The sequence below is a fragment of the Bowmanella sp. JS7-9 genome (genome assembly GCF_004329715.1).
GTDB classification, from domain to species: domain Bacteria; phylum Pseudomonadota; class Gammaproteobacteria; order Enterobacterales; family Alteromonadaceae; genus Pseudobowmanella; species Pseudobowmanella zhangzhouensis.
This window is the reverse complement of sequence record NZ_JXSY01000024.1, coordinates 219,519-240,044: the sequence shown is the minus strand read 5'-3', so window position 1 is coordinate 240,044 and position 20,526 is coordinate 219,519. Positions and strand designations below refer to the sequence as shown.

Genomic DNA, 20,526 nt, shown 5'->3' with positions numbered 1-20,526 from the left:
ATATATAAGTTTCTGGGATGTGGTGAAGTTGTGTCAGAAGCCTCTGAGTAACGGAAAATGGCGGATTTTCCACGCCCGCCGGGTGGACGAGATGATTCAGGCGCTGATTCTGCGCTATATCTTCCGCTGTAAAATTAAAATGGTGTTTAGCAGCGCCGCGCAGCGTAAACGCTCAGGTTCGACTGTGTGGATCACCCGTAAGATGGATGCGGTGGTCGCGGTCAGTCAACGCTCCGCCGGCTTTTTAGATGTCGGGCCGGATATCGTGATCCCCCACGGTGTGCAAAGTGGCATCTATGTGCCGGCCGAGGACAAGGCCGCAGCATGGCAGGCGTTGGGCTACGGTGGTAACGTCGGTATTGGCATTTTAGGCCGGGTACGAAAGCAAAAAGGCGTACATCACTTTGTACGTGCTTGTATCCGCGTATTACCGCAACATCCAGATGTGAATGCCGTGGTGGTAGGAGCGATTGGTTCGTCGCATCAGGACTTTGTCGATGGTTTAAAACAGGAAATCGCCGACGCCGGCCTCGCTGAACGCATTACCTTCACTGGCGAGTTGCCATTTGAACGTATTCCGCCAATCTTCTCGGCGCTTTCAGCGGTTTGTGCATTAAGTGATAACGAAGGCTTCGGCTTAACTGTACCTGAGGCAATGAGCGCCGAAGCCGCAGTGCTGGCAACGGATGCCGGTGCCTGGAAAGAAATTATTCGTGAGGGCCAAGACGGTTATGTGGTGCCGGTCAACGACACCGATGCAGTAGCCGATCGTTTGGCGCTGATGCTGGCTGATCGGGAAAAACTCACCGCCATGGGTAAAGCGGGCCGAGAGCGTGTTTTGGCCGATTACAGTATCGAGCGTGAGGCCCGCCAGTTACTGGACTTCTTTGACTCGTTACAAGCCTAACATATCGAGGGTGCGCGACAGGGCATCCTGACCTGACTGCAGGCAGCGCTGACTGCTTGTACAAGCCAATTGATAGGCGGTGTTATCGCTAAGCCAATAGCGGGTACATTCAACGATATCGCCGGCGTTGGTGACGCCGGCCAGCGCACCCTGCGCGGCCATGATTTCACAGATCTGCAGGTTATTTTCGCGGTGAGGTCCCATCATTACGGGTTTGCCAAATAACGCCGCTTCCAGTGGATTATGCCCGCCACGGTCAGTAATCGAACCGCCTACAAACGCCATGTTGCATAGCCCATAAAGCGCCTGCAGTTGGCCTAACGCATCGACCAGCAGAATCTGCGTCGCGTTATCTACCGACTGCCCACTGGAAAATGCTTGCCAGTTAAGGCCTGATTGACGACACAGCGCTTCAACTTCACTAAAGCGTTGCGGATGGCGTGGCACCAGCACCAAAAGTAATGCCGGATATTGCGTCGCTAATACCTTGAGCGCCTGAATAAGTTCGCTTTCTTCACTGGCGTGGGTGCTGGCAGCTAATAATGTTGGCCGGTCATCAGTGTTAAGTTGTGTGGCCAACTGTTCACGCTGTGCCAGCAAGGTATTGCTTTGACGAAGGGCAAATTTGATATTGCCACTGATACTGATTCTCTCTGCGCTAACGCCTAACGTGCGGTAGTTATCTGCATCGCGCTGATCCTGTGCAGCAACATGGCTCAGGGCACTTAACATAGGTTGCACCAGTTTGGGCCATTTACTGTAGCGCCGGCAGGAATCGTTAGTTAAGCGGGCATTGAGCAAGTACACGGGAATTTGACGTTTTTTGCACTGAGCGAGCAAATTTGGCCAAAGTTCCACTTCAATAATCAGCAATCGCTGTGGTTTAACGTGACGAAGCAGGCGTGACATGTTGCCTGGCAAGTCGAACGGCAGATAAATATGGGTTAACTGTTCCGGGAATAATCGCGCCACCTGAGCTGCGCCGGCGGCGGTACTGGTGGTAAGAGTAAGACGAACGCCTCTATCTAACAGTGCCCTTATCAGCGGCGCAGCGGCACTGACTTCGCCCATTGAAGCGCAATGCAGTAACCAGCTACCGGGGTTCACTGCTGGAAAGCCAAAACCAAGACGTTGTTGCCATTCATTGTCGGCCGTTTTTCCCAATGCGCGCTTTTTCCGCCACAGACTGATCGCCAACAACGGTGATAGTGCCATAAATAGCAGTGTATAAAGCCAGCGAGGCCAGTTTGCTTGGGCTTGGGAATTGGACATGGCACCATTGTAAGCGTTTGATTTTGGACGGCATCATACCCGAAATACGGGTAATCACGCACTGTCGTACAGTATTGCTGACAAAAATGGCCTGAAAAACACGGTTATTCACGTAAAAGTCGCGCTTGTTTGACCACTGTGCTGTTATAAAGCGGCGCAGTTTCTTTTAAAATGCGCCCATGATTGCCCAACGAGCAGGACACCGATGAAAGACGCTTTTTTCCAGCGCATAGACGCCCAATTAGATGATGTTGCCCAGCAAGGTCTGTACAAGCATGAACGTATTATTACTTCTTCACAGCAGGCCGACATTGCGGTCGCCAGCGGTGAGCATGTACTGAATTTCTGTGCTAACAACTATCTGGGTCTGGCGAATCATCCGCAATTGATTGAAGCGGCCAAGCAGGGGCTGGATAGCCACGGCTTTGGTATGGCATCGGTGCGCTTTATCTGCGGTACTCAGGACACCCATAAAGAATTGGAACGCAAAATGGCCGATTTCCTCGGCATGGAAGATTGCATTTTGTATTCGTCATGCTTCGATGCCAATGCCGGCCTGTTTGAAACGTTGCTGGATGCAGAAGATGCGATTATTTCCGATGCGCTGAATCACGCCAGTATCATTGACGGCGTGCGTTTGTGTAAGGCTAAACGTTATCGTTATGCCAATAACAACATGCGGGAACTGGAAGCCTGTTTGCAGCAGGCGCAGGCTGACGGCGCGCGGAATATCCTGATCGCCACCGATGGTGTGTTTTCCATGGATGGCGTAATCGCGAATTTGTCTGCGGTGTGCGATCTGGCCGAACAGTATGGCGCGCTGGTTATGGTTGATGACTCCCATGCGGTCGGCTTTGTCGGTGAACAGGGCCGTGGCAGCCACGAGCACTGCGGTGTAATGGGTCGGGTGGACATCATTACCGGAACCTTGGGTAAAGCACTGGGTGGCGCTTCAGGTGGTTACACCGCGGCGCGTAAAAATGTCATTGACTGGTTACGTCAACGTTCTCGTCCGTATTTGTTCTCAAACTCTCTGGCGCCAGCCATCGTATCAGCCTCTATCCGGGTACTGGATATGCTGGCCGAAGGCGCTGAACTGCGTAAGCAGTTAAAGGACAATGCCGCGTACTTCCGTCGTCGCATGAGTGACGCCGGTTTTGAATTAGCCGGTGCCGACCACGCGATCATTCCGGTGATGCTCGGCGATGCGAAGCTTGCTGCGCAAATGGCGGACAAGATGCTTGCCCGTGGCATTTATGTGGTTGGTTTTTCTTTCCCTGTGGTGCCACAGGGCAAGGCGCGTATTCGTACGCAAATGTCTGCAGCGCATACCCGTGCGCAACTGGACAAAGCCATTGATGCATTTATCGACGTAGGTCGTGAACTTGGAGTCATTGCATGAAAGCCCTGAGTAAATTAAAAGCGGAACCAGGCATCTGGATGGTGGATGTGCCCTTGCCAGAGGTCGGCCCGAATGATTTGCTGATTAAAATTCGTAAAACCGCTATTTGTGGCACCGATATGCACATTTTTCACTGGGATGACTGGTCACAAAAAACCATTCCTGTGCCTATGGTGGTCGGCCATGAATATGTGGGTGAAGTGGTGGATATGGGCTCAGAAGTGGCAGGCTTTAAAGTCGGTGATCGCGTGTCAGGTGAAGGGCATATTACCTGCGGACACTGTCGTAACTGCCGCGCAGGGCGTCGTCATTTGTGCCGCAATACTACCGGTGTCGGGGTAAATCGTCAGGGCGCCTTTGCAGAGTATTTGGTTATCCCGGCGTTTAACGCCTTTAAGATCCCGGACAATATCAGTGACGATCTGGCGTCAATTTTTGACCCGTTCGGCAACGCAGTACATACCGCGTTGTCATTTGATTTAGTCGGCGAAGACGTACTGATCACCGGCGCTGGCCCGATTGGTATTATGGCGGCTGCGGTGGCTAAACACGTGGGTGCCCGTTACGTGGTGATCACCGACGTAAACCCATATCGCCTCGAGCTGGCGCGTAAAATGGGTGCTACCCGAGCCGTGGATGTCAGCAAAGAAAAGCTGAAAGATGTGATGAATGAGCTGGGAATGACCGAAGGCTTTGATGTCGGGCTGGAGATGTCCGGCGTACCAACCGCCTTTAGCGATATGCTGAACAACATGAATCACGGCGGTAAGATTGCCATGCTGGGTATTCCGCCCGGTGCCACCGCCATAGACTGGAATCAGGTGATTTTTAAAGGCCTGACCATTAAAGGGATTTATGGCCGTGAAATGTTTGAAACCTGGTACAAAATGGCCAGCCTGATTCAAAGTGGCTTGAATCTGGAACCGATCATTACCCATCGAATGCCGGTGGACCAGTTCCAGACCGGTTTTGAAACTATGGGCTCGGGTCAATCGGGCAAAGTGATTCTGGAGTGGAATAAATGAGTTTTACCCGTGTAGATTTGGCTAAGGCCAGCCAGCTTATACAGGCGGGTGCGCAAATTGTTGATACCCGTGACGAAGCCTCTTTTTTGCATGCGCATGTTAAAGGCGCGCTAAGCCTGGCGCGTGTTGGCGTGAATGGCTTACTTAACCACCTGGATCAACAACAGCCGGTATTAGTGTATTGCTACCACGGAATGAGCAGCCAGCAAGTGGCCGCGTATCTGGGGCAAATGGGATTTTCCAGCGTATACAGCATGGACGGAGGTTTTGAACACTGGCGGGTTTCTCAGCCAGTGGTCAGTGGTAATGAGTGAGTTAACCCCATTAGTTAAAGTTTCCCGCCGCGAGGTGGCTGAGCAAATTCAAACATTTTTGTCTGGCCACCAGATCGCGACCGATATCCAGCCAGAGGGCGAGTCTCACTGGCTGGTTTACGTATTTTATCCGGCACAACAGCCTAAAGCACAGGCTCTGGTGCAGGGCTGGCTTACCCAGATTCAACGCCAGCAGGCGGATTATTTGTGGTCAAATGCCAGTCCGGTAAAAACAAAGCCGGGCTCGCAACCTGGCTTTTCTGCGCTGCTGCAAATAGCCAGTCGCAGTCCATTTATGTTGCTGATTGCCACACTATGCGTGGTGGCCTTTCTGGCCTCAGCCAGCCTGTGGTTTTCTCCGGTACGTGAATTACTCAGATTTGCGCCGCTCGGGCAAGTACTTGAGAGTGGTCAGTGGTGGCGATTAATTGGCCCGACACTGATGCACTTTTCTGCCATGCATATCATTTTCAATCTGTTGTGGTGGTGGATTTTGGGTGGCCAGATTGAACGGCGCTTCGGCACCAGCGCGCTGGTAATTCTGTATTTGCTGACCGGCATTGCGTCCAATTACGGCCAATATCTGGATGGCGGCAGTAACTTTGGCGGTTTATCCGGCGTGGTGTACGGGCTGTTTGGTTTTGTCTGGTGGATTGGCTGGATCCGTCCGGAGTGGGGTGTATCGCTGCAGCGTAACCTGATTGGCTTTATGCTGGCGTGGCTGGCATTGGGTTACACCAATATTCTGCCACTCAATATGGCCAACACAGCGCATCTGGTTGGCCTGCTTAGCGGCTGTGGCCTGGCGGCACTGATCGCGCTGATTGGCCGGCGTCAGTCCTGATACAGGTATTTGGTAAAAATCAGATTGCGCACAATTTCAGAGCCGGTTTCGGCTTTGAGTTGTTCTTTGATGGCGTTGAGGCACATCTGACGAATTTCTTCACGACCGGTTAACGATTTAATTCTGTCGCCATGCTGTTTACCAAAAATATCGATAATCGTGGCCCGAATCAGCGGGTCATGATGCTCGATGATTTCTAAATACTTAGCATCGACAATCATCAGTTCGATGGTTAAACGCACATAACCCAAATCACGGCTACTGGTGCCCAGATAATTGGTCACAATATCCGGCTCTAAACCGTAATAAGCAAAGTCTGCCTTAACCGACGTACTGCTTAGCATGAGTAGCATGGATAAAAACAAACGTCGCAGCAGGCGGTGGGTCATAGCAATCTCCTCTGGGGTAACGAATTAATCGTGTCAGGCAACCGGCCGAATGGCAAGTTCCCGTCAGGGGCGACATTATTATCAAAGAGATAGGTGCTGTCAGCCAGTTTGTGCCTTTTTCCGGCAGCTTTGACTTGTTATTATCGACCACAGATTGCTTCCGGTTGAATGAATTTGAATCCAGCATTAGTTTTTCCACTCAATTGTCAGCCCAGTTGGCACGACGCCACAACCAATTACCCTGCAGAACCCGCGCTTAAGAACTGGTTGTTAGATACCAGTTCACTGACCGAGCGGTTGCAGGCCCATTGTCGCCAGTTCAGCGTGCAGGTTATCGGCCAGGCCCGCTGTGCGCTTTCTGTTGAGGAAACGCAAAAGCTCGGTGGGATCAAGGAAGCGGTAGTACGGGAAGTCATTTTGCTTGGTGATGGTGTGCCCTGGGTGTACGCCCGGTCGGTGTTGCCAATCAGCATGTGTGAGGGGGCGGGTGCCGCCTTCGATGGCCTGGGTTCTCAGCCTCTGGGCAAAATCCTGTTTAATGATGCGCGCTTCGTCAGGGCACCATTTGAGCTGGGGCGGGTAACGGCGCCATCTGAGTTGCACACTAACTGGGTTAACGATGCACACATGCCACTGTGGGGACGACGTTCGGTATTTCATTTTGAACAACAGCGCCTGATGGTGGCTGAAATATTTTTGCCTGCGTCACCGGCTTATAAACATGTTGTACAGGGAATTCATGAGTCAATTTAATGCCTACTGGCGCCTGATGCGCGCGGATAAACCGATCGGCACCTACTTGTTGTTATGGCCAACTTATTGGGCACTGTGGATTGCAGCAGGTGGCTGGCCGGGATGGCCGCTGTTTGTGGTGTTTACCCTGGGCGTGGTGGTGATGCGTGCCGCGGGATGCGTGATCAACGATTATGCAGACCGCCATGTGGATGGCGCGGTCGAGCGTACCGCGCAACGTCCACTGGCAACTGGCGAGGTGAGTGAAAAGGGTGCGCTAAGGTTATTTGCAGGGTTAATTGCACTGGCGTTTATGCTGGTGCTGCAACTTAATCTCGCCACGATTGCGTTGTCGGTGGTGGCGCTGGGGTTGGCTGCCAGTTATCCCTTTATGAAACGTTATACCCATTTACCTCAGGTGGTGCTGGGGGCGGCGTTTAGCTGGGCCATTCCCATGGCCTTTATGGCCACCAATGAGCAACTTGGGCTGGTGGCCTGGCTGCTGTTTGCGGCTAATTTACTGTGGACTGTGGCCTATGACACCCAATATGCCATGGTCGATCGTGATGATGATATATTGATAGGGATTAAGTCGACGGCGATTTTATTTGGCCGTTTTGATGTCGTGATTATCAGCGTGTTACAGTTGCTCACGTTGTTATTGTTAATTGCCGTTGGAGAATTGCTGGCACTCAGCGGGTGGTATTACCTTGGCGTGGCGGGCATGGCCATACTGTTTGGTTACCAGTACGGCCTGATTTATCAGCGCCAGCGCCAAGCCTGCTTTAAGGCGTTTCTAAACAACCATTATGCAGGCTTGCTGGTGGCAGTCGGGATTATGCTGCACTACCTGTTTGTCTGATACTCTGGGCAACCTGCGGATGCAACCAGTGCATGACTTCGCCCAGTAACCACTGGCCTTTGCTGGCGGCATTGAGCGAACCATCGTTCTGTTGTTCCAGCAGCTGGCAATCACGTAAAGCGGCGATTAATCCACTGATCACTGCCTTGTCATAAAATTCCGGCGCATTGATGCCATGCACAGCGGTCAGGCGCTCGGCCAGTTGAATACTGGTTTTTTCCAGTTCACTGCGCGATAACCCTGCGCGTTGTTTGGCAATGGTGAGCACCACGGCATAGCGCTGCAGGGTGTCCTGCATATTGCGGGCTAAAATCCATAACGGCAGGAATGCTTCGTCGTCACGGGCTGGCGGTATCCACAGGTCATCCCGTTTAATTAGCATATGTTGCGCGGCCATGGCGTCGAGGGTGCGTTCGATCAGCGCAACAAACTCTTCTGGCGAGTGGTGAACAAACAGCTCTTTACGCAACAGCGGTAGGATAGCCAGCATGCGCTCGATAATGTCATCACGGGTCATGCCAGTGCTGGCACTGAGCATAGTCGCCAGTAAGCCAGGCACGGATAACAGGTGCAGCACATTGTTGCGATAGTAAGTCATGGCGACTGCAGTCTTGCTGTCCATGCTGACGATGCGGCCAAAGCTATCCGGTGTAACGCTGAATTTATTCAGGCTCAGGGTGTCTTCCAACAGACGGCCAGGCTCACTATCCGGCAATGTCATATCTGCGCTGTAAGGTGCGTCTTGTAACAAGCGCATAAAACTATGCAGGCACTGACTCAATTCCCGTGCAGTCATGGACAATTTATCCGACGCCAGCAAGCTGGTGGCGCATAAGGTCATACCGTTAATTGCACCGGCGCGATTGATATTGCGCATAATCTGATTAGCCAGCTTATTGGTCACCGGCGTCAGCCAGCTTGGTTTCTTATCCGGATTCTGACTGACATCGTCGCGCCAGTTGGGTTGCTGCTGTTCCAGAAAGCGCGCCAATTGGATCGGCTCACCAAAATTAAGGTAACCGCGGCCGTAGTTTTTCAATTTACGAATCGCACTGAACACCTGCAGGAAACTCTCTTTTTCTTTGCGGGTCCCCTGTAACTCTTTGAGGTAAGTGGCCACTTCCATCACGTGCTCGTAACCGATATATACCGGCACCAGGGTGATCGGGCGTTTGATGCCGCTAAACAGGCTCTGTACTGTCATGGCGAGCATGCCGGTTTTGGGCTGCAACAGTCGACCGGTACGGGAACGGCCGCCTTCACAATAGTATTTCACCGGGTAGCCGCGGGTGAACAGCTGTTGTAAATATTCACGAAATACTGCGGTATACAGTTTGTTACCGGCGAAACTGCGGCGAATAAAGAATGCACCTGCACGACGGAAAATAGGCCCTGCCGGGAAAAAATTAAGGTTAATGCCGGCTGCGATATGCGGCACCATCAGCCCTTGCTGGTGGATAATATAGGTCAGCAACAGGTAATCCATATGGCTGCGATGGCAGGGGACATAGATAATTTCATGCCCTGCGTCGGCTAATTCACGCACTTTCTGCGCGTGGCGCACCTCAATGCCGTTGTAAATTTTATTCCATAGTTTGGCCAGCAGGCGCTCACCAAGACGTATGACGCCCTCGCGATAATCGCCGGCAATTTCATCGGCGTATTTACGCGCTTCGGCCAGGGCTTTTTCAGGGCTGACTGACATATCGGCCATCGCCTCTTTAACGGCATCGGAAGCCAATACGCTCTGGATAATCTGTTCACGTGCCATTTGGCGAGGACCCGCGACGGCCTGACGGCGACGATGGAAATGGGTACGTGCCACACGAATCAATTTATGCGCGGCGACCGCATCATCCAGGCGTTGGTCGACCATATAGCGGCTCGATACCGCACGGCTGAAATAAAGCAGATTATGTCGGCCACTGAACAGTACGATAAAAAACTTACGCAGCCAGTTGGGCGACGCTTTATCGGTCAGGATATCGCGCCAGCTGGCTTTGGTTTTACCCGGTGCGCGTCCCCAAAAGCTCACTGCCGGTACGATCTGGACATCTAAATCGGCTAATTGGGCATGTGTTTCAAATAACTGCGTAAAGGATTGCTCGATATCCGTGTGGCCCTGTCGACGGAAAATGCCCGGTGTGCCTTCTAAATACATGCAAGCGGGAAACTTTACGCCCTGCCATTCATACATGCCGTTTGGATCGGGCAAGCCTAACTGGCGTGCCGCATTTTGCAGGGCGACCCGGTCGGTAACGGAGTGATTTTTAAGTAAATAGATGATTGGCTTGTCGGCCTGAATGTCCAGTTCCGATTGCACATCAGTCGGCACGACACGAGTGCGAATGAGCCACGACGCTGGTACCGCAATCAGATTATCCAGCACACGCTGCATCCAGTTCATTTGAGTTAACTTCCCAATTAAAAAAACCTGCCAAGGATATCACGGAGTGAAAAAGAACAATAATTTTCGCCTGTGCCGTTGTAATCTGACCGCAACGGGATATACTCGCGATTAACTGTATAGAAAAACAGGCTGGTTATGCGTCCATTAACACCCCGTCAGCAACAAGTGTTGCAACTGATCAAATCTACCGTTGCCGATACCGGCATGCCACCAACGCGCGCGGAAATTGCCGATAAATTGGGCTTTCGTTCCGCCAACGCTGCCGAAGAGCATTTAAAGGCACTGGCAAAAAAGGGGGTTATTGAGATCTTACCCGGTACCTCACGTGGTATTCGGGTGAACTGGCCGGAAGATGAACAACCTCAGGATGAACAAGGCCTGCCGCTAATTGGTCGGGTTGCCGCCGGTGAGCCGATTCTGGCGCAACAGCATGTTGAGGCTCATTACAAAGTTGACCAGGGGATGTTCCATCCTCACGCGGATTTTCTGCTGCGGGTAAACGGCATGAGTATGAAAGATATTGGTATTCTTGACGGCGATTTACTCGCGGTACACCGCACGCAGGATGCACGCAATGGCCAGGTCGTCGTTGCCCGGGTGGATGAGGATGTCACGGTTAAGCGTTTCGAACGTAAAGGCAATACCGTGCTGTTGCATGCAGAAAACGAAGAATTTGCGCCCATCAAAGTGGATTTAGCCAGTGAGCCATTCAGTATTGAAGGATTAGCTGTAGGGGTTATTCGTAATAACGCCTGGATGTAAGTACAAAAAACCATCAAGCATAAAGCCGTTGTGTGAGTGACCCCACCAACGGCTTTTTTTATTCTGAATCGCAAAAAAATAGTCTCATCAGCCAGTTACATCTCAACAAATTGATTAAATATTGTTCAGTTGATAAAAATTTAATCAATTTGCTATAGACGCACCCACCTAAATTGCGTAATTCTTATACAGCAATTAACAAAAAAATAACAAAGCGTGCGCTTTTTCATCAGGATTCACCCGCGGAAATAAGTGCGTGCCACTGTCGGCACCGGGCTCTGCTGCCCGTTGTTGCAGTTATTGACAGAGGAGATGTCACGTGAACATAGGTGCGATTAAATTTGCCGCTGCGTCACTGGGCCTGATATCCGCATCCGTCAGCGCGACGGATATGCCGTTAAACCTTACCAAAGGGGTAACGGACATCAGCGGACAGGTGTATGACCTGCATATGTATATTTTCTGGATTTGTACCGTCATCGGCATCGTAGTGTTTGGTGCGATGTTCTGGTCGATTCTGCATCACCGTAAATCTAAAGGTGTCAAACCCGCAGATTTTCATGAGTCGACCAAAGTCGAAATTCTGTGGACGGCCATTCCCTTTGTTATTTTGATTGCGATTGCCTGGCCTGCCGCGAAAACCTTGCTGGCGATGGAAGACCCCTCTGAGTCTGATCTGACCATCGAAGTCACCGGCTCACAGTGGAAGTGGCATTACAAATACCACGGTACTGACGTGGAATATTATTCGGTACTGGCGACCCAGTCAGAGCAAATCCACAACAAATTCGAAAAGGGCGATAACTATTTATTGGAAGTCGACCGTCCTCTGGTGATCCCGACCGGCAAAAAAGTGCGCTTTCTGGTTACCTCGGATGACGTTATCCATTCCTGGTGGGTTCCGGCGTTTGCGGTGAAGAAAGATGCCAACCCGGGATTCATCAATGAAGCCTGGACGCGGGTCAATGAAGCGGGTCTGTATCGCGGCCAGTGTGCAGAACTTTGCGGTAAAGACCACGGCTTTATGCCGGTGGTGGTAATTGCCAAAGAACCGGCGGAATTCGACGCCTGGTTTGCCGAGCAAGAACAAATTATTCGCGACAAAAAAGCCGAAGAACAACGTTGGTTATCCATGAGTATGAGCATGGATGATGCGATGGATATGGGGCAAAAAATCTACACTGCCAACTGTGCCGCCTGTCACCAGGCCAGCGGCGAAGGTTTACCGGGTGCATTCCCTGCTTTGAAAGGTAGCAAAATTGCCACCAATAATAACCCGGCCGAGCACATTGGTATTGTGTTGAACGGTAAGAAAGGCATGCCGGCATTCGGCAAGCAATTAAGCTTGGCGGAGATTGCTGCCGTCGTCACTTATGAGCGTAACGCTTGGGGTAATAACACCAAACAATTGGTGCAGCCCAAAGATGTTAACGATGTAAAGAATGGTAAGTAAGGAGAGCAGCATGAGCAGCATTGTAGAGCAAGATATTCATGCGGATGACCATCACCATCATGCCCCAGGCGGCGGGATAAAGCGCTGGTTATACACCACCAACCATAAAGACATCGGTACCCTGTACCTGTGGTTCGCCTTCATCATGTTCCTTGTAGGCGGCAGCATGGCCATGGTTATCCGGGCTGAGTTGTTTGAACCGGGTCTGCAAATTGTCGAGCCGAATTTCTTTAACCAGATGACCACAGTACATGGTCTGGTGATGGTATTTGGCGCCGTGATGCCGGCCTTTACCGGCCTGGCCAACTGGATGGTGCCAATGATGATTGGCGCGCCGGATATGGCCTTGCCGCGGATGAACAACTGGAGCTTCTGGATCCTGCCGTTTGCCTTTGCAATTTTGCTGGCGTCTTTGTTTATGGAAGGCGGTGGCCCGAACTTCGGCTGGACTTTCTATGCCCCTCTGTCGACTACCTACAGTAATGACAGTACCGCGTTGTTCGTATTCTCAGTACATATTATGGGTGCCTCTTCGATTATGGGCGCGATCAACGTGATTGTGACCATTATGAACATGCGTGCGCCGGGTATGACGTACATGAAGATGCCACTGTTCGTGTGGACCTGGTTTATTACTGCATTCCTGCTAATTGCGGTTATGCCGGTGTTGGCTGGCGCAGTAACCATGGTACTGACCGATAAATTCTTCGGTACCAGTTTCTTCAGCGCAGCAGGTGGTGGTGACCCGGTGTTGTTCCAGCATATTTTCTGGTTCTTCGGTCACCCTGAGGTATACATCATGATTTTGCCGGCCTTCGGCATTATCTCGCAGATTGTTCCGACCTTCGCGCGCAAACCGCTGTTTGGCTACGCATCGATGGTCTATGCCACGGCTTCCATCGCGTTATTGTCATTTGTGGTGTGGGCGCACCATATGTTCACCACGGGTATGCCTGTTGCAGGTGAACTGTTCTTTATGATTGCCACCATGCTGATCTCAGTGCCGACCGGGGTGAAAGTGTTTAACTGGGTGGCGACCATGTGGCGCGGGGCGATGACGTTTGAAATGCCCATGCTGTTTGCGTTGGCATTTATCGTGCTGTTTACCATTGGTGGCTTCTCTGGCCTGATGCTGGCGATTACGCCGGTGGACTTCCAGTATCACGATACCTATTTTGTGGTCGCGCACTTCCACTACGTTCTGGTGACCGGTGCCATATTCTCCATCTTTGCGGCGGCTTATTATTGGCTGCCTAAGTGGAGTGGCGTGATGTTCGACAAGAAGCTGGCTAACTGGCACTTCTGGTGCTCACTGGTATCGGTGAATGTATTGTTCTTCCCGATGCACTTTGTTGGGTTAGCTGGTATGCCTCGTCGGATCCCGGATTACGCGCTGCAATTTGCTGATTTTAATAAATGGATCAGTATCGGTGGATTTGCCTTTGGTTTGTCGCAGTTGTTCTTCCTTGCTCTGTTGATAAAAGCGTGTCGCAAACAGGGTGAACCTGCCGCAGCCAAACCGTGGGAAGGTGCAGAGGGTCTGGAGTGGGAAATCCCATCACCGGCGCCGTATCACACCTTTGAAACCCCACCGGTGATCAAATAACCATGAGCCAGCACGCCGTTAACCCTGTCAAATCTGCCGGTAAATGGTTGCTGGTAGTCATCGGCATGTTCGGTTTCGGCTATGCGCTGGTGCCGTTGTACGACGTGTTTTGCGATATCACCGGCATCAATGGTAAGCCGTCCAATCAAGCGGCGGCCTATCAAGCGGTTGAGATCGATGAAGCACGTGTGGTCAAAGTGGAATTTATGACCCGTAGTGCGGGCGGCATGGCCAGCGAGTTTAAGCCCATGGTGCAGAGCATTAAGGTGCATCCCGGGCAATTACAGGAAGTCGAATTTTACGTAAAGAATCCGACCGACAGAGATATCGTTGCCCAGGCTGTGCCATCGATTTCGCCGGGACCAGCAGCGCTTTATATGAATAAAACGGAGTGTTTTTGTTTCGAACAACAAACACTGAAAGCGGGTGAGGAAGTGATTATGCCAATGCGATTTTATGTGGATCCTCAACTCCCGCAAGACATCAGCGTTTTCACCCTGTCGTACACACTGTATGACGTGAGTGCGCAGGTCGTGGCACAAAACTAATGGAGAATCACATGTCACAACAACACGCAGATAAATATTACGTTCCGGCGCAAAGCCCCTGGCCAATCGTCGGCGCCGTGGCATTGTTTTTAATTGCAGTAGGTGCGGGCAATGTGGTGATGCAGCATCACAAAGGCACAGATGGTTATGGTGGTCTGATCCTCAGCCTGGGCATGATTACCCTGATGGTGATGCTGATTGGTTGGTTTCGCGATCAGATTAATGAGTCCATGGCGGGCATGCATAACGCCCAGTTAGGTCAGTCATATCGTCAGGGCATGAGCTGGTTTATCTTTTCAGAGGTGATGTTCTTCGCCGCATTCTTTGGTGCGTTGTTCTATACCCGTATGATTTCGGTGCCATGGTTAGGTGGAGCCTCTAATAATGCCATGACTAATGAAGTGTTATGGCCGACGTTCGAAGCGATGTGGCCGCTGACCCAGACGCCCAGCGGGCTGGTAACCGAAGCAATGGGCTGGAACGGTTTGCCGCTGATCAACACTGTGATTCTGCTGATATCGTCAGTCACGTTGCACTTTGCCCATGTGGGATTGGAAGAACAAAAACGTGGCCAACTGATGTGGCTGTTAGGCCTGACGATTTTGCTGGGGATCTCATTTTTGGGTTTGCAGGTGGAAGAATATGTGCATGCCTATACCGAAATGGGGCTGACGCTGCAGTCGGGTGTATATGGTAATACCTTCTTTATGCTGACGGGCTTTCACGGATTACACGTCACCCTGGGTACCATTTTGCTGATTGTGATGTTTTGCCGGGTATTGGCTGGCCACTTTACCCCGAAGAATCAGTTCGCCTTTATGGCGGCTAGTTGGTATTGGCACTTCGTTGACGTAGTGTGGGTAATGCTGTTTATCTTTGTGTACGTGCTTTAACTGGATGCGGGCGAGCGCCCGCGTTTAGTGCGGTGTAGGGTTGGGGGTTATCCAGCCCATCGCCATGGAAATGACCAGAATTAATACAATCAGCGCAGAGAGCATTACGCGCCGCCCAATAAACTTAGTCATCGACGGTTGATTGGGATCATTTCGCAGCATCATCTGCATGGCTTTATACAGGTTATAAATCATCGCGAGCAGTAAGATGACAACCACAATTTTTATCATAATGTTTTTTCCGCCATGCTGAGTTTCATTCGGCGCTTACCGCCGTTAGCCACCTTAGTCGCTTTGTCAGCCTTTGTCATCACCAGCAGTTTAGGCGTGTGGCAGTGGCAGCGAGCCGGCGACAAAACCGCGCGGTTGGCGCAAATAGAGCAACGGGCAGAGGCCTCGCCGCTGGAGCTGTTTGCTGCCGTGCAGATGGGCGAGCAGGCAGTGGATTTCCCGCTACGCGTCGAAGGTCGATTTTCTGCTGATATAACCTTATTGGTGGATAACAAGTTGCGTGATGGCATGCCCGGTTATGAAGTGGTGGGGTTGCTGGATACGGACGCAGGTTGGTTGCCGGTAAACTGGGGATGGCTCAAAGCCGGCACCGCCCGGGATGCACTACCCGATTTTCACCTGCCAGATGGACTGATTACTTTGAATGGTCGGGTTGGTGAACCATCGCTCAATAGCTTTATCCGCGAGACGGCCAGCGGCGCACAACCTGGCTTGGTGAGGGTGCAACAGTTCGACCCTGTCTGGATTGAACAGCATTACCAGCTGCAAGTATTGCCGTTGATGCTGTATGTCACGGAACCCGGCGAATTACGTCGCGACTGGCAACCCGTGGTGATGCCCCCTGAAAAACATCTGGCCTATGCGATTCAATGGTTTGGCATCGCACTGGCCATTCTTATTATTTTCTTTTTTGCAGTAAGAAGGACGCTGAGTAATGAATCAGAATAAAAAGAGCATGCTACTGCTGGCCGTGGTGTTTATTTTACCGGTAGTTTTGGCCAAATTTGCACTGGATTATGACTGGTTCAATCGCGGCGCAACCAATAAAGGTGAGCTGCTTGACCCGGTATTGGATTTTACAGCCGCCTATCCGCAGCAAGCTGATAATACCCACTGGCGACTGGTTTATGTGGTGCCCGCTTCCTGCGACGAGGCCTGTCACAATGCGCTGTTTAGTATCAATCAGGTGTGGTTAGCGCTGGGACGAGAAACCGATCGGGTTAAAGCGTTGGCGGTGGTAACGGAAGCCAGTGATCTGCCAGCGGATATGGCAGAAAAATACCGCAATGTAGAATCCTTATCGGTAAATCTGCAAACTGTCGAAAAGATGTTCAATCCGGTCGGCACTGATGGTATTTTCATCGTAGATACCTTGCAAAACGTTATCCTGCGCTACCCGTTGCAAGCAGAACAACAACAAGCGGTGATGCATAGCCGCGAAATTTTGTCCGACGTGAAGAAGTTACTGAAACTCTCACGTATCGGTTGAGGGAACGACAATGAGAAAGATGGTAGTCGCCAGTTTATTGCTGGCCATCGCGGTAATCATGCTCGGTGCCTATACGCGTCTGACCGATGCGGGTCTGGGCTGTCCCGATTGGCCGGGGTGTTACGGTCACATTACGGTACCCTCACACCCTGAGCATGTGGAACGTGCCGAAGCCGCCTTTCCAGATCGCCCGGTAGAGGCTCATAAAGCCTGGAACGAAATGATTCATCGTTATTTCGCGTCTACGCTGGGTCTGTGTATCCTAATTATCTTTGCCCTTAGCCTGCGCGGTAAACAAGCCCATAAACCGTTCAAATTGCCGCTATTTTTGCTGTTACTGGTATGTTTTCAGGGCGCGCTGGGTATGTGGACGGTCACGCTGAATCTGATGCCATTGGTGGTGATGGGGCATCTGCTTGGCGGATTTACCGTTATTTCCTGCTTGTTCCTGTTGTATTTGCGTCTCAGTCGCTACCGCATCCCGGGCGGCGATGTGAGTGCCCGGGCGTTATCCGGTATGGCTTTGCTGGGGCTGGTGATTGTCGTAGCGCAAATCGCGTTAGGGGGCTGGACGTCGGCCAATTACGCGGCGCAGGTCTGTACGACCTTACCGGTTTGCCAGGGAGAATGGTGGCTGAATCTCGACTTTGCCGGTGCCTTTAGTATTCCCCATGCAGACAATTATGAATTCGGTGTGCACGACGCTAACGATCGCCTCACTATGCATGTAATGCATCGTGTGGGTGCCATTATCACGGCCGCTTATCTGCTTTGGTTCGGATTTAAACTCTACCGGCGCGCCAGTTCTGATGTAGTGCGTAGTCAGTCCTTACTTCTGTTTTTTGTCTTGACAGTTCAGGTGCTGTTGGGTGTGAGCAATATTGTATTTCAGTTGCCGCTGGCCGTGGCCGTGGCGCATAACCTGGTCGGCGCGCTACTGCTGCTGACCATGGTGCTAATCAATTACACGCTGCTGCGTAAAACCTAGGAGGGTTTATGGAAAAGTCTGCTTCAGTTGCTTCCCAGGGTCAGGCAGTTAGCTGGCGTGATTATTATGAGATGACTAAGCCCAAAGTGGTGCTGTTGCTATTGTTAACCGCGTTAGTTGGCATGTGTTTATCTACCGATGGTGCGTTGCCGTTACAACCATTGATTATGGGGCTGATTGGCATTGGTTTGTTGTCTTCCGCCGCGGCGGCGATTAACCATGTGGTCGACCGCCGGATTGATGCGCAAATGGCACGTACTTACAACCGCCCCTTACCGAAGGGCAAGGTGAGTCCGCAGCGCGCACTGACCTTCGCCTTTATGCTGGCACTGATAGGTTATGTGTGTCTGGAGATCTGGGTGAATCGCCTTACGGCGGTATTAACCCTGGCCAGTCTGCTGGGTTATGCAGTGGTGTATACCATGTATCTTAAACGTGCGACGCCGCAGAATATTGTGATTGGCGGTTTGGCCGGGGCGGCGCCGCCATTGTTGGGCTGGACAGCAATTACTGGGGAATTACACCCCTATGCATTGTTACTGGTATTGATAATTTACACCTGGACGCCGCCACATTTCTGGGCGCTGGCCATTCACCGTGAAAAAGATTATGCCAAAGCCGAAGTCCCCATGTTGCCGGTAACCCATGGAATCGAGTTCACCAAAACCTCAGTGTTCCTCTACACCATACTATTGATGGTCGTATGCCTGCTGCCTTATCTGGTAGGGATGAGTGGCATGATTTACCTGCTCGGTGCTACCGCATTAAATGCCGTTTTCTTTTACTATGCGTGGAAACTGAAGTTCCATGCTGACCAAACCACCGCAATGGCAACATTTAAATTCTCGATTCTGCATTTGATGTTGCTGTTTGTGGTGCTGCTGGTCGATCACTACGTGAGATTTTAATGTCAGGAAATAAATTCCTGCTCGGCGGGTTGCTGATTGCGGCCCTGCTCGGCGGGCTTTGGCTAGCCAGCCAACAACAAAAAGGCACCCAGTTACGCTATTTACAGGAATACCCACAGCCACGCGCCTTGCCGGAATTCAGCTTGCGTAATCAACATGATCAGGCGTTTGGCAATGCTGACTTACTCGGCCATTGGACCCTGACGTTTGTGGGGTACACCTATTGCCCGGATATATGCCCGACCACGTTAGCCGAATTAAATGGTATCTATCCGCAATTACAGCAGCTGCCGGCGGACTCGCCCTTACAGGTGTTGTTTATTTCGGTCGACCCGAAGCGCGACAGCGTCGCCCGCCTGAATGAATACGTCTCGTATTTCAATCAGGATTTTATCGCCGCCACTGCTGGGCATGATGTGCTATTCCCGTTGGTACGCGCCATGGGCATGATGTATGGGATTTCTGAAAGTACCGAAAATGATGATTACCTAGTCGATCACAGTGCGTCGATAGTGGTGATTAACCCTCAGGGGCAGGTGATTGGTCGTTTTAAACCGGATAATCAACCGGGCAAAGTGGCGATTGCCAGTGGCCAGCAAATTTTGGCAGATATGCCCGTCCTACTGGCGCGTTAATCGCGCCAGCGTCCATTCTGATCGGGTTTAAACAGCGGCTGTGAAAACCAGTAATAGCGGGTTGGTCGCCGTTTGCTCGGTGCCGTGCAATTTATCCGGCTACGACCCGGATTTAGCGCAAGATCCCCACTCAATACCGTGACCTGATTTTCCTGCCATTGAGTGTCCACCACGTCTCCATTGATGTAACAACGAAACTGGTGTGGGCGGATATCGGCTAGATCAATCGTCAGCTGCGGGGATGGAAACTGACTCTCCAGCGCAACCGGTGAACTCAGAGAATTCGTCAGCACCGGCATCGCCAGACTGTTTAATTTGACCCGCAGCGTTTGCAAATTGGCATAGATGCCAGCGGCTGGAAAGCGCGCCAGCGCGGTAAAATCACTGGCTGAGCTAATGGCGCCAGAGAACTGGGCAAAGCCAACAAAGTTTTCTTCGCGCAATAACGCCTGCAGGTTCTCGTCATACTCACCATAGGGATACGCCAGATAACGCAGGCTGTAGCCGACCTTGTCAGCTAACTGTTGCTCGGCGGACAAAATATTGTTGCGAATACGTGCCAGCCATTGCTGAGTGTCTTCGCCAGGCAGGCGTTGCAATAGATGGATGTGATCCTGAGTATGGTTGGCAAATGTCACCCCTTGCTGACCCATCAGGGCGATATCATCCCAACTGAGTTGGTCGCTTTGCACGCCAATTTGCGCAGGATTGACGAATATGGTGTAAGGAAACGCAAATTCCCGCAGGATTGGATGACCATTTTGCAGAATATCGCGATAGCCGTCATCGAACGTGATCGCCACCGCTTTATCCGGCAGGGGCTGATTTTCAGCAAGTGCTTTAATCATGTCTGGCAAGGGTAAGACGTCAAAACCCTCATCCTGCAGATATTGCAGATGACTGCGCAGTTGCTCTGCGGACACCGATGTCACCGGCGGCGTGTCGTCAGCAACATGATGATACTGTAGGATAACGCCGTTGCTGGCCAGGGCCTGATTGATCCAACAGCACATCAGCAACAGACAGATTTTTAAAGTTTTCACGCTTACCCCCATTCTGAGGGCGCAAGCTTAAC

At 51.5% G+C, this 20,526-nt stretch carries 22 protein-coding genes; 17 read left to right on the top strand and 5 right to left on the bottom strand.

Going from position 1 to position 20,526, the window contains the following annotated elements; all coding sequences use genetic code 11:
* Positions 1-907, top strand: a 907-nt coding sequence (locus TK45_RS14345; RefSeq protein WP_131259528.1) for a glycosyltransferase family 4 protein, incomplete at its 5' end; no start/stop codon positions are given.
* On the opposite strand, the gene TK45_RS14340 is transcribed toward TK45_RS14345, so the two are convergent.
* Entirely contained in the window at positions 896-2,122 is a 1,227-nt protein-coding gene (locus TK45_RS14340; RefSeq protein ID WP_165490797.1) for a 3-deoxy-D-manno-octulosonic acid transferase, read from the bottom strand. The genes TK45_RS14345 and TK45_RS14340 overlap by 12 nt on opposite strands.
* Positions 2,123-2,384: 262 nt before the next feature.
* On the opposite strand from TK45_RS14340, the gene TK45_RS14335 reads away from it, so the two are divergent.
* From TK45_RS14335 to TK45_RS14320, 4 genes are read left to right on the top strand one after another with little or no spacing between them, the layout of a single operon-like run.
* On the top strand, positions 2,385-3,581 hold the full coding sequence (locus TK45_RS14335; protein WP_131259526.1) for a glycine C-acetyltransferase: 1,197 nt from the start codon (positions 2,385-2,387) through the stop codon (positions 3,579-3,581).
* Positions 3,578-4,606, top strand: a complete 1,029-nt coding sequence (gene tdh / locus TK45_RS14330) for an L-threonine 3-dehydrogenase (protein ID WP_131259525.1) — start codon at positions 3,578-3,580, stop codon at positions 4,604-4,606. Before TK45_RS14335 ends, tdh begins: the two co-directional genes overlap by 4 nt.
* Positions 4,603-4,920: a thiosulfate sulfurtransferase GlpE gene (glpE, locus tag TK45_RS14325; RefSeq protein ID WP_131259524.1), complete on the top strand. Its 318-nt coding sequence runs from the start codon at positions 4,603-4,605 to the stop codon at positions 4,918-4,920. The genes tdh and glpE overlap by 4 nt, the downstream gene beginning before the upstream one ends.
* The gene (locus TK45_RS14320; protein ID WP_131259523.1) at positions 4,913-5,764 is read left to right on the top strand and encodes a rhomboid family intramembrane serine protease; all 852 of its coding nucleotides are present in this window, start codon (positions 4,913-4,915) and stop codon (positions 5,762-5,764) included. The genes glpE and TK45_RS14320 overlap by 8 nt, the downstream gene beginning before the upstream one ends.
* Here TK45_RS14320 and TK45_RS14315 read toward each other — a convergent pair.
* The gene (locus tag TK45_RS14315) at positions 5,755-6,153 is read right to left on the bottom strand and encodes a flagellar basal body-associated protein FliL (protein WP_131259522.1); all 399 of its coding nucleotides are present in this window, start codon (positions 6,151-6,153) and stop codon (positions 5,755-5,757) included. The genes TK45_RS14320 and TK45_RS14315 overlap by 10 nt on opposite strands.
* A gap of 174 nt (positions 6,154-6,327) precedes the next feature.
* On the opposite strand from TK45_RS14315, the gene TK45_RS14310 reads away from it, so the two are divergent.
* A complete protein-coding gene (locus TK45_RS14310) occupies positions 6,328-6,906 on the top strand; it encodes a chorismate lyase (protein WP_165490796.1) in 579 nt (192 codons plus the stop codon).
* On the top strand, positions 6,893-7,747 hold the full coding sequence (ubiA, locus tag TK45_RS14305) for a 4-hydroxybenzoate octaprenyltransferase (RefSeq protein ID WP_217350842.1): 855 nt from the start codon (positions 6,893-6,895) through the stop codon (positions 7,745-7,747). Before TK45_RS14310 ends, ubiA begins: the two co-directional genes overlap by 14 nt.
* Here ubiA and plsB read toward each other — a convergent pair.
* On the bottom strand, positions 7,722-10,154 hold the full coding sequence (gene plsB / locus TK45_RS14300; protein ID WP_131259519.1) for a glycerol-3-phosphate 1-O-acyltransferase PlsB: 2,433 nt from the start codon (positions 10,152-10,154) through the stop codon (positions 7,722-7,724). The genes ubiA and plsB overlap by 26 nt on opposite strands.
* Positions 10,155-10,292: 138 nt before the next feature.
* On the opposite strand from plsB, the gene lexA reads away from it, so the two are divergent.
* From lexA to TK45_RS14275, 5 genes are all read left to right on the top strand, one after another.
* Positions 10,293-10,919 carry a transcriptional repressor LexA gene (lexA, locus tag TK45_RS14295; protein WP_131259518.1) on the top strand — a complete coding sequence of 209 codons (627 nt, stop codon included), beginning with the start codon at positions 10,293-10,295 and terminating at the stop codon, positions 10,917-10,919.
* A 391-nt stretch (positions 10,920-11,310) separates the two neighbouring features.
* Complete coding sequence (gene coxB / locus TK45_RS14290) at positions 11,311-12,372, top strand: cytochrome c oxidase subunit II (RefSeq protein WP_131259539.1); 1,062 nt, start codon at positions 11,311-11,313, stop codon at positions 12,370-12,372.
* 10 nt (positions 12,373-12,382) lie between these two features.
* Positions 12,383-13,978 carry a cytochrome c oxidase subunit I gene (ctaD, locus tag TK45_RS14285; RefSeq protein ID WP_131259517.1) on the top strand — a complete coding sequence of 532 codons (1,596 nt, stop codon included), beginning with the start codon at positions 12,383-12,385 and terminating at the stop codon, positions 13,976-13,978.
* A gap of 2 nt (positions 13,979-13,980) precedes the next feature.
* Complete coding sequence (locus TK45_RS14280) at positions 13,981-14,526, top strand: cytochrome c oxidase assembly protein (protein WP_131259516.1); 546 nt, start codon at positions 13,981-13,983, stop codon at positions 14,524-14,526.
* A gap of 11 nt (positions 14,527-14,537) precedes the next feature.
* Positions 14,538-15,419, top strand: coding sequence for a cytochrome c oxidase subunit 3 (locus TK45_RS14275; protein ID WP_131259515.1), 882 nt, complete (start codon positions 14,538-14,540; stop codon positions 15,417-15,419).
* A gap of 24 nt (positions 15,420-15,443) precedes the next feature.
* On the opposite strand, the gene TK45_RS14270 is transcribed toward TK45_RS14275, so the two are convergent.
* Positions 15,444-15,650, bottom strand: a complete 207-nt coding sequence (locus TK45_RS14270; protein WP_371414281.1) for a DUF2909 domain-containing protein — start codon at positions 15,648-15,650, stop codon at positions 15,444-15,446.
* Positions 15,651-15,665: 15 nt separating this feature from the next.
* On the opposite strand from TK45_RS14270, the gene TK45_RS14265 reads away from it, so the two are divergent.
* The 5 genes from TK45_RS14265 to TK45_RS14245 are packed head-to-tail and all read left to right on the top strand — an operon-like array spanning position 15,666 to position 19,451.
* Positions 15,666-16,379, top strand: coding sequence for an SURF1 family protein (locus TK45_RS14265; protein ID WP_131259513.1), 714 nt, complete (start codon positions 15,666-15,668; stop codon positions 16,377-16,379).
* A complete protein-coding gene (locus tag TK45_RS14260; RefSeq protein WP_131259512.1) occupies positions 16,366-16,920 on the top strand; it encodes a hypothetical protein in 555 nt (184 codons plus the stop codon). Before TK45_RS14265 ends, TK45_RS14260 begins: the two co-directional genes overlap by 14 nt.
* 10 nt (positions 16,921-16,930) lie before the next feature.
* Complete coding sequence (locus TK45_RS14255; RefSeq protein WP_131259511.1) at positions 16,931-17,908, top strand: heme A synthase; 978 nt, start codon at positions 16,931-16,933, stop codon at positions 17,906-17,908.
* Between the two features lie 8 nt (positions 17,909-17,916).
* Positions 17,917-18,816: a heme o synthase gene (gene cyoE, locus TK45_RS14250; protein ID WP_131259510.1), complete on the top strand. Its 900-nt coding sequence runs from the start codon at positions 17,917-17,919 to the stop codon at positions 18,814-18,816.
* Positions 18,816-19,451, top strand: coding sequence for an SCO family protein (locus tag TK45_RS14245; protein WP_131259509.1), 636 nt, complete (start codon positions 18,816-18,818; stop codon positions 19,449-19,451). The genes cyoE and TK45_RS14245 overlap by 1 nt, the downstream gene beginning before the upstream one ends.
* Here TK45_RS14245 and TK45_RS14240 read toward each other — a convergent pair.
* Positions 19,448-20,494 (bottom strand): polysaccharide deacetylase family protein, encoded by a 1,047-nt coding sequence (locus TK45_RS14240; protein ID WP_254426632.1) that lies wholly within the window; start codon positions 20,492-20,494, stop codon positions 19,448-19,450. The genes TK45_RS14245 and TK45_RS14240 overlap by 4 nt on opposite strands.
* Positions 20,495-20,526 lie beyond the last annotated feature (32 nt).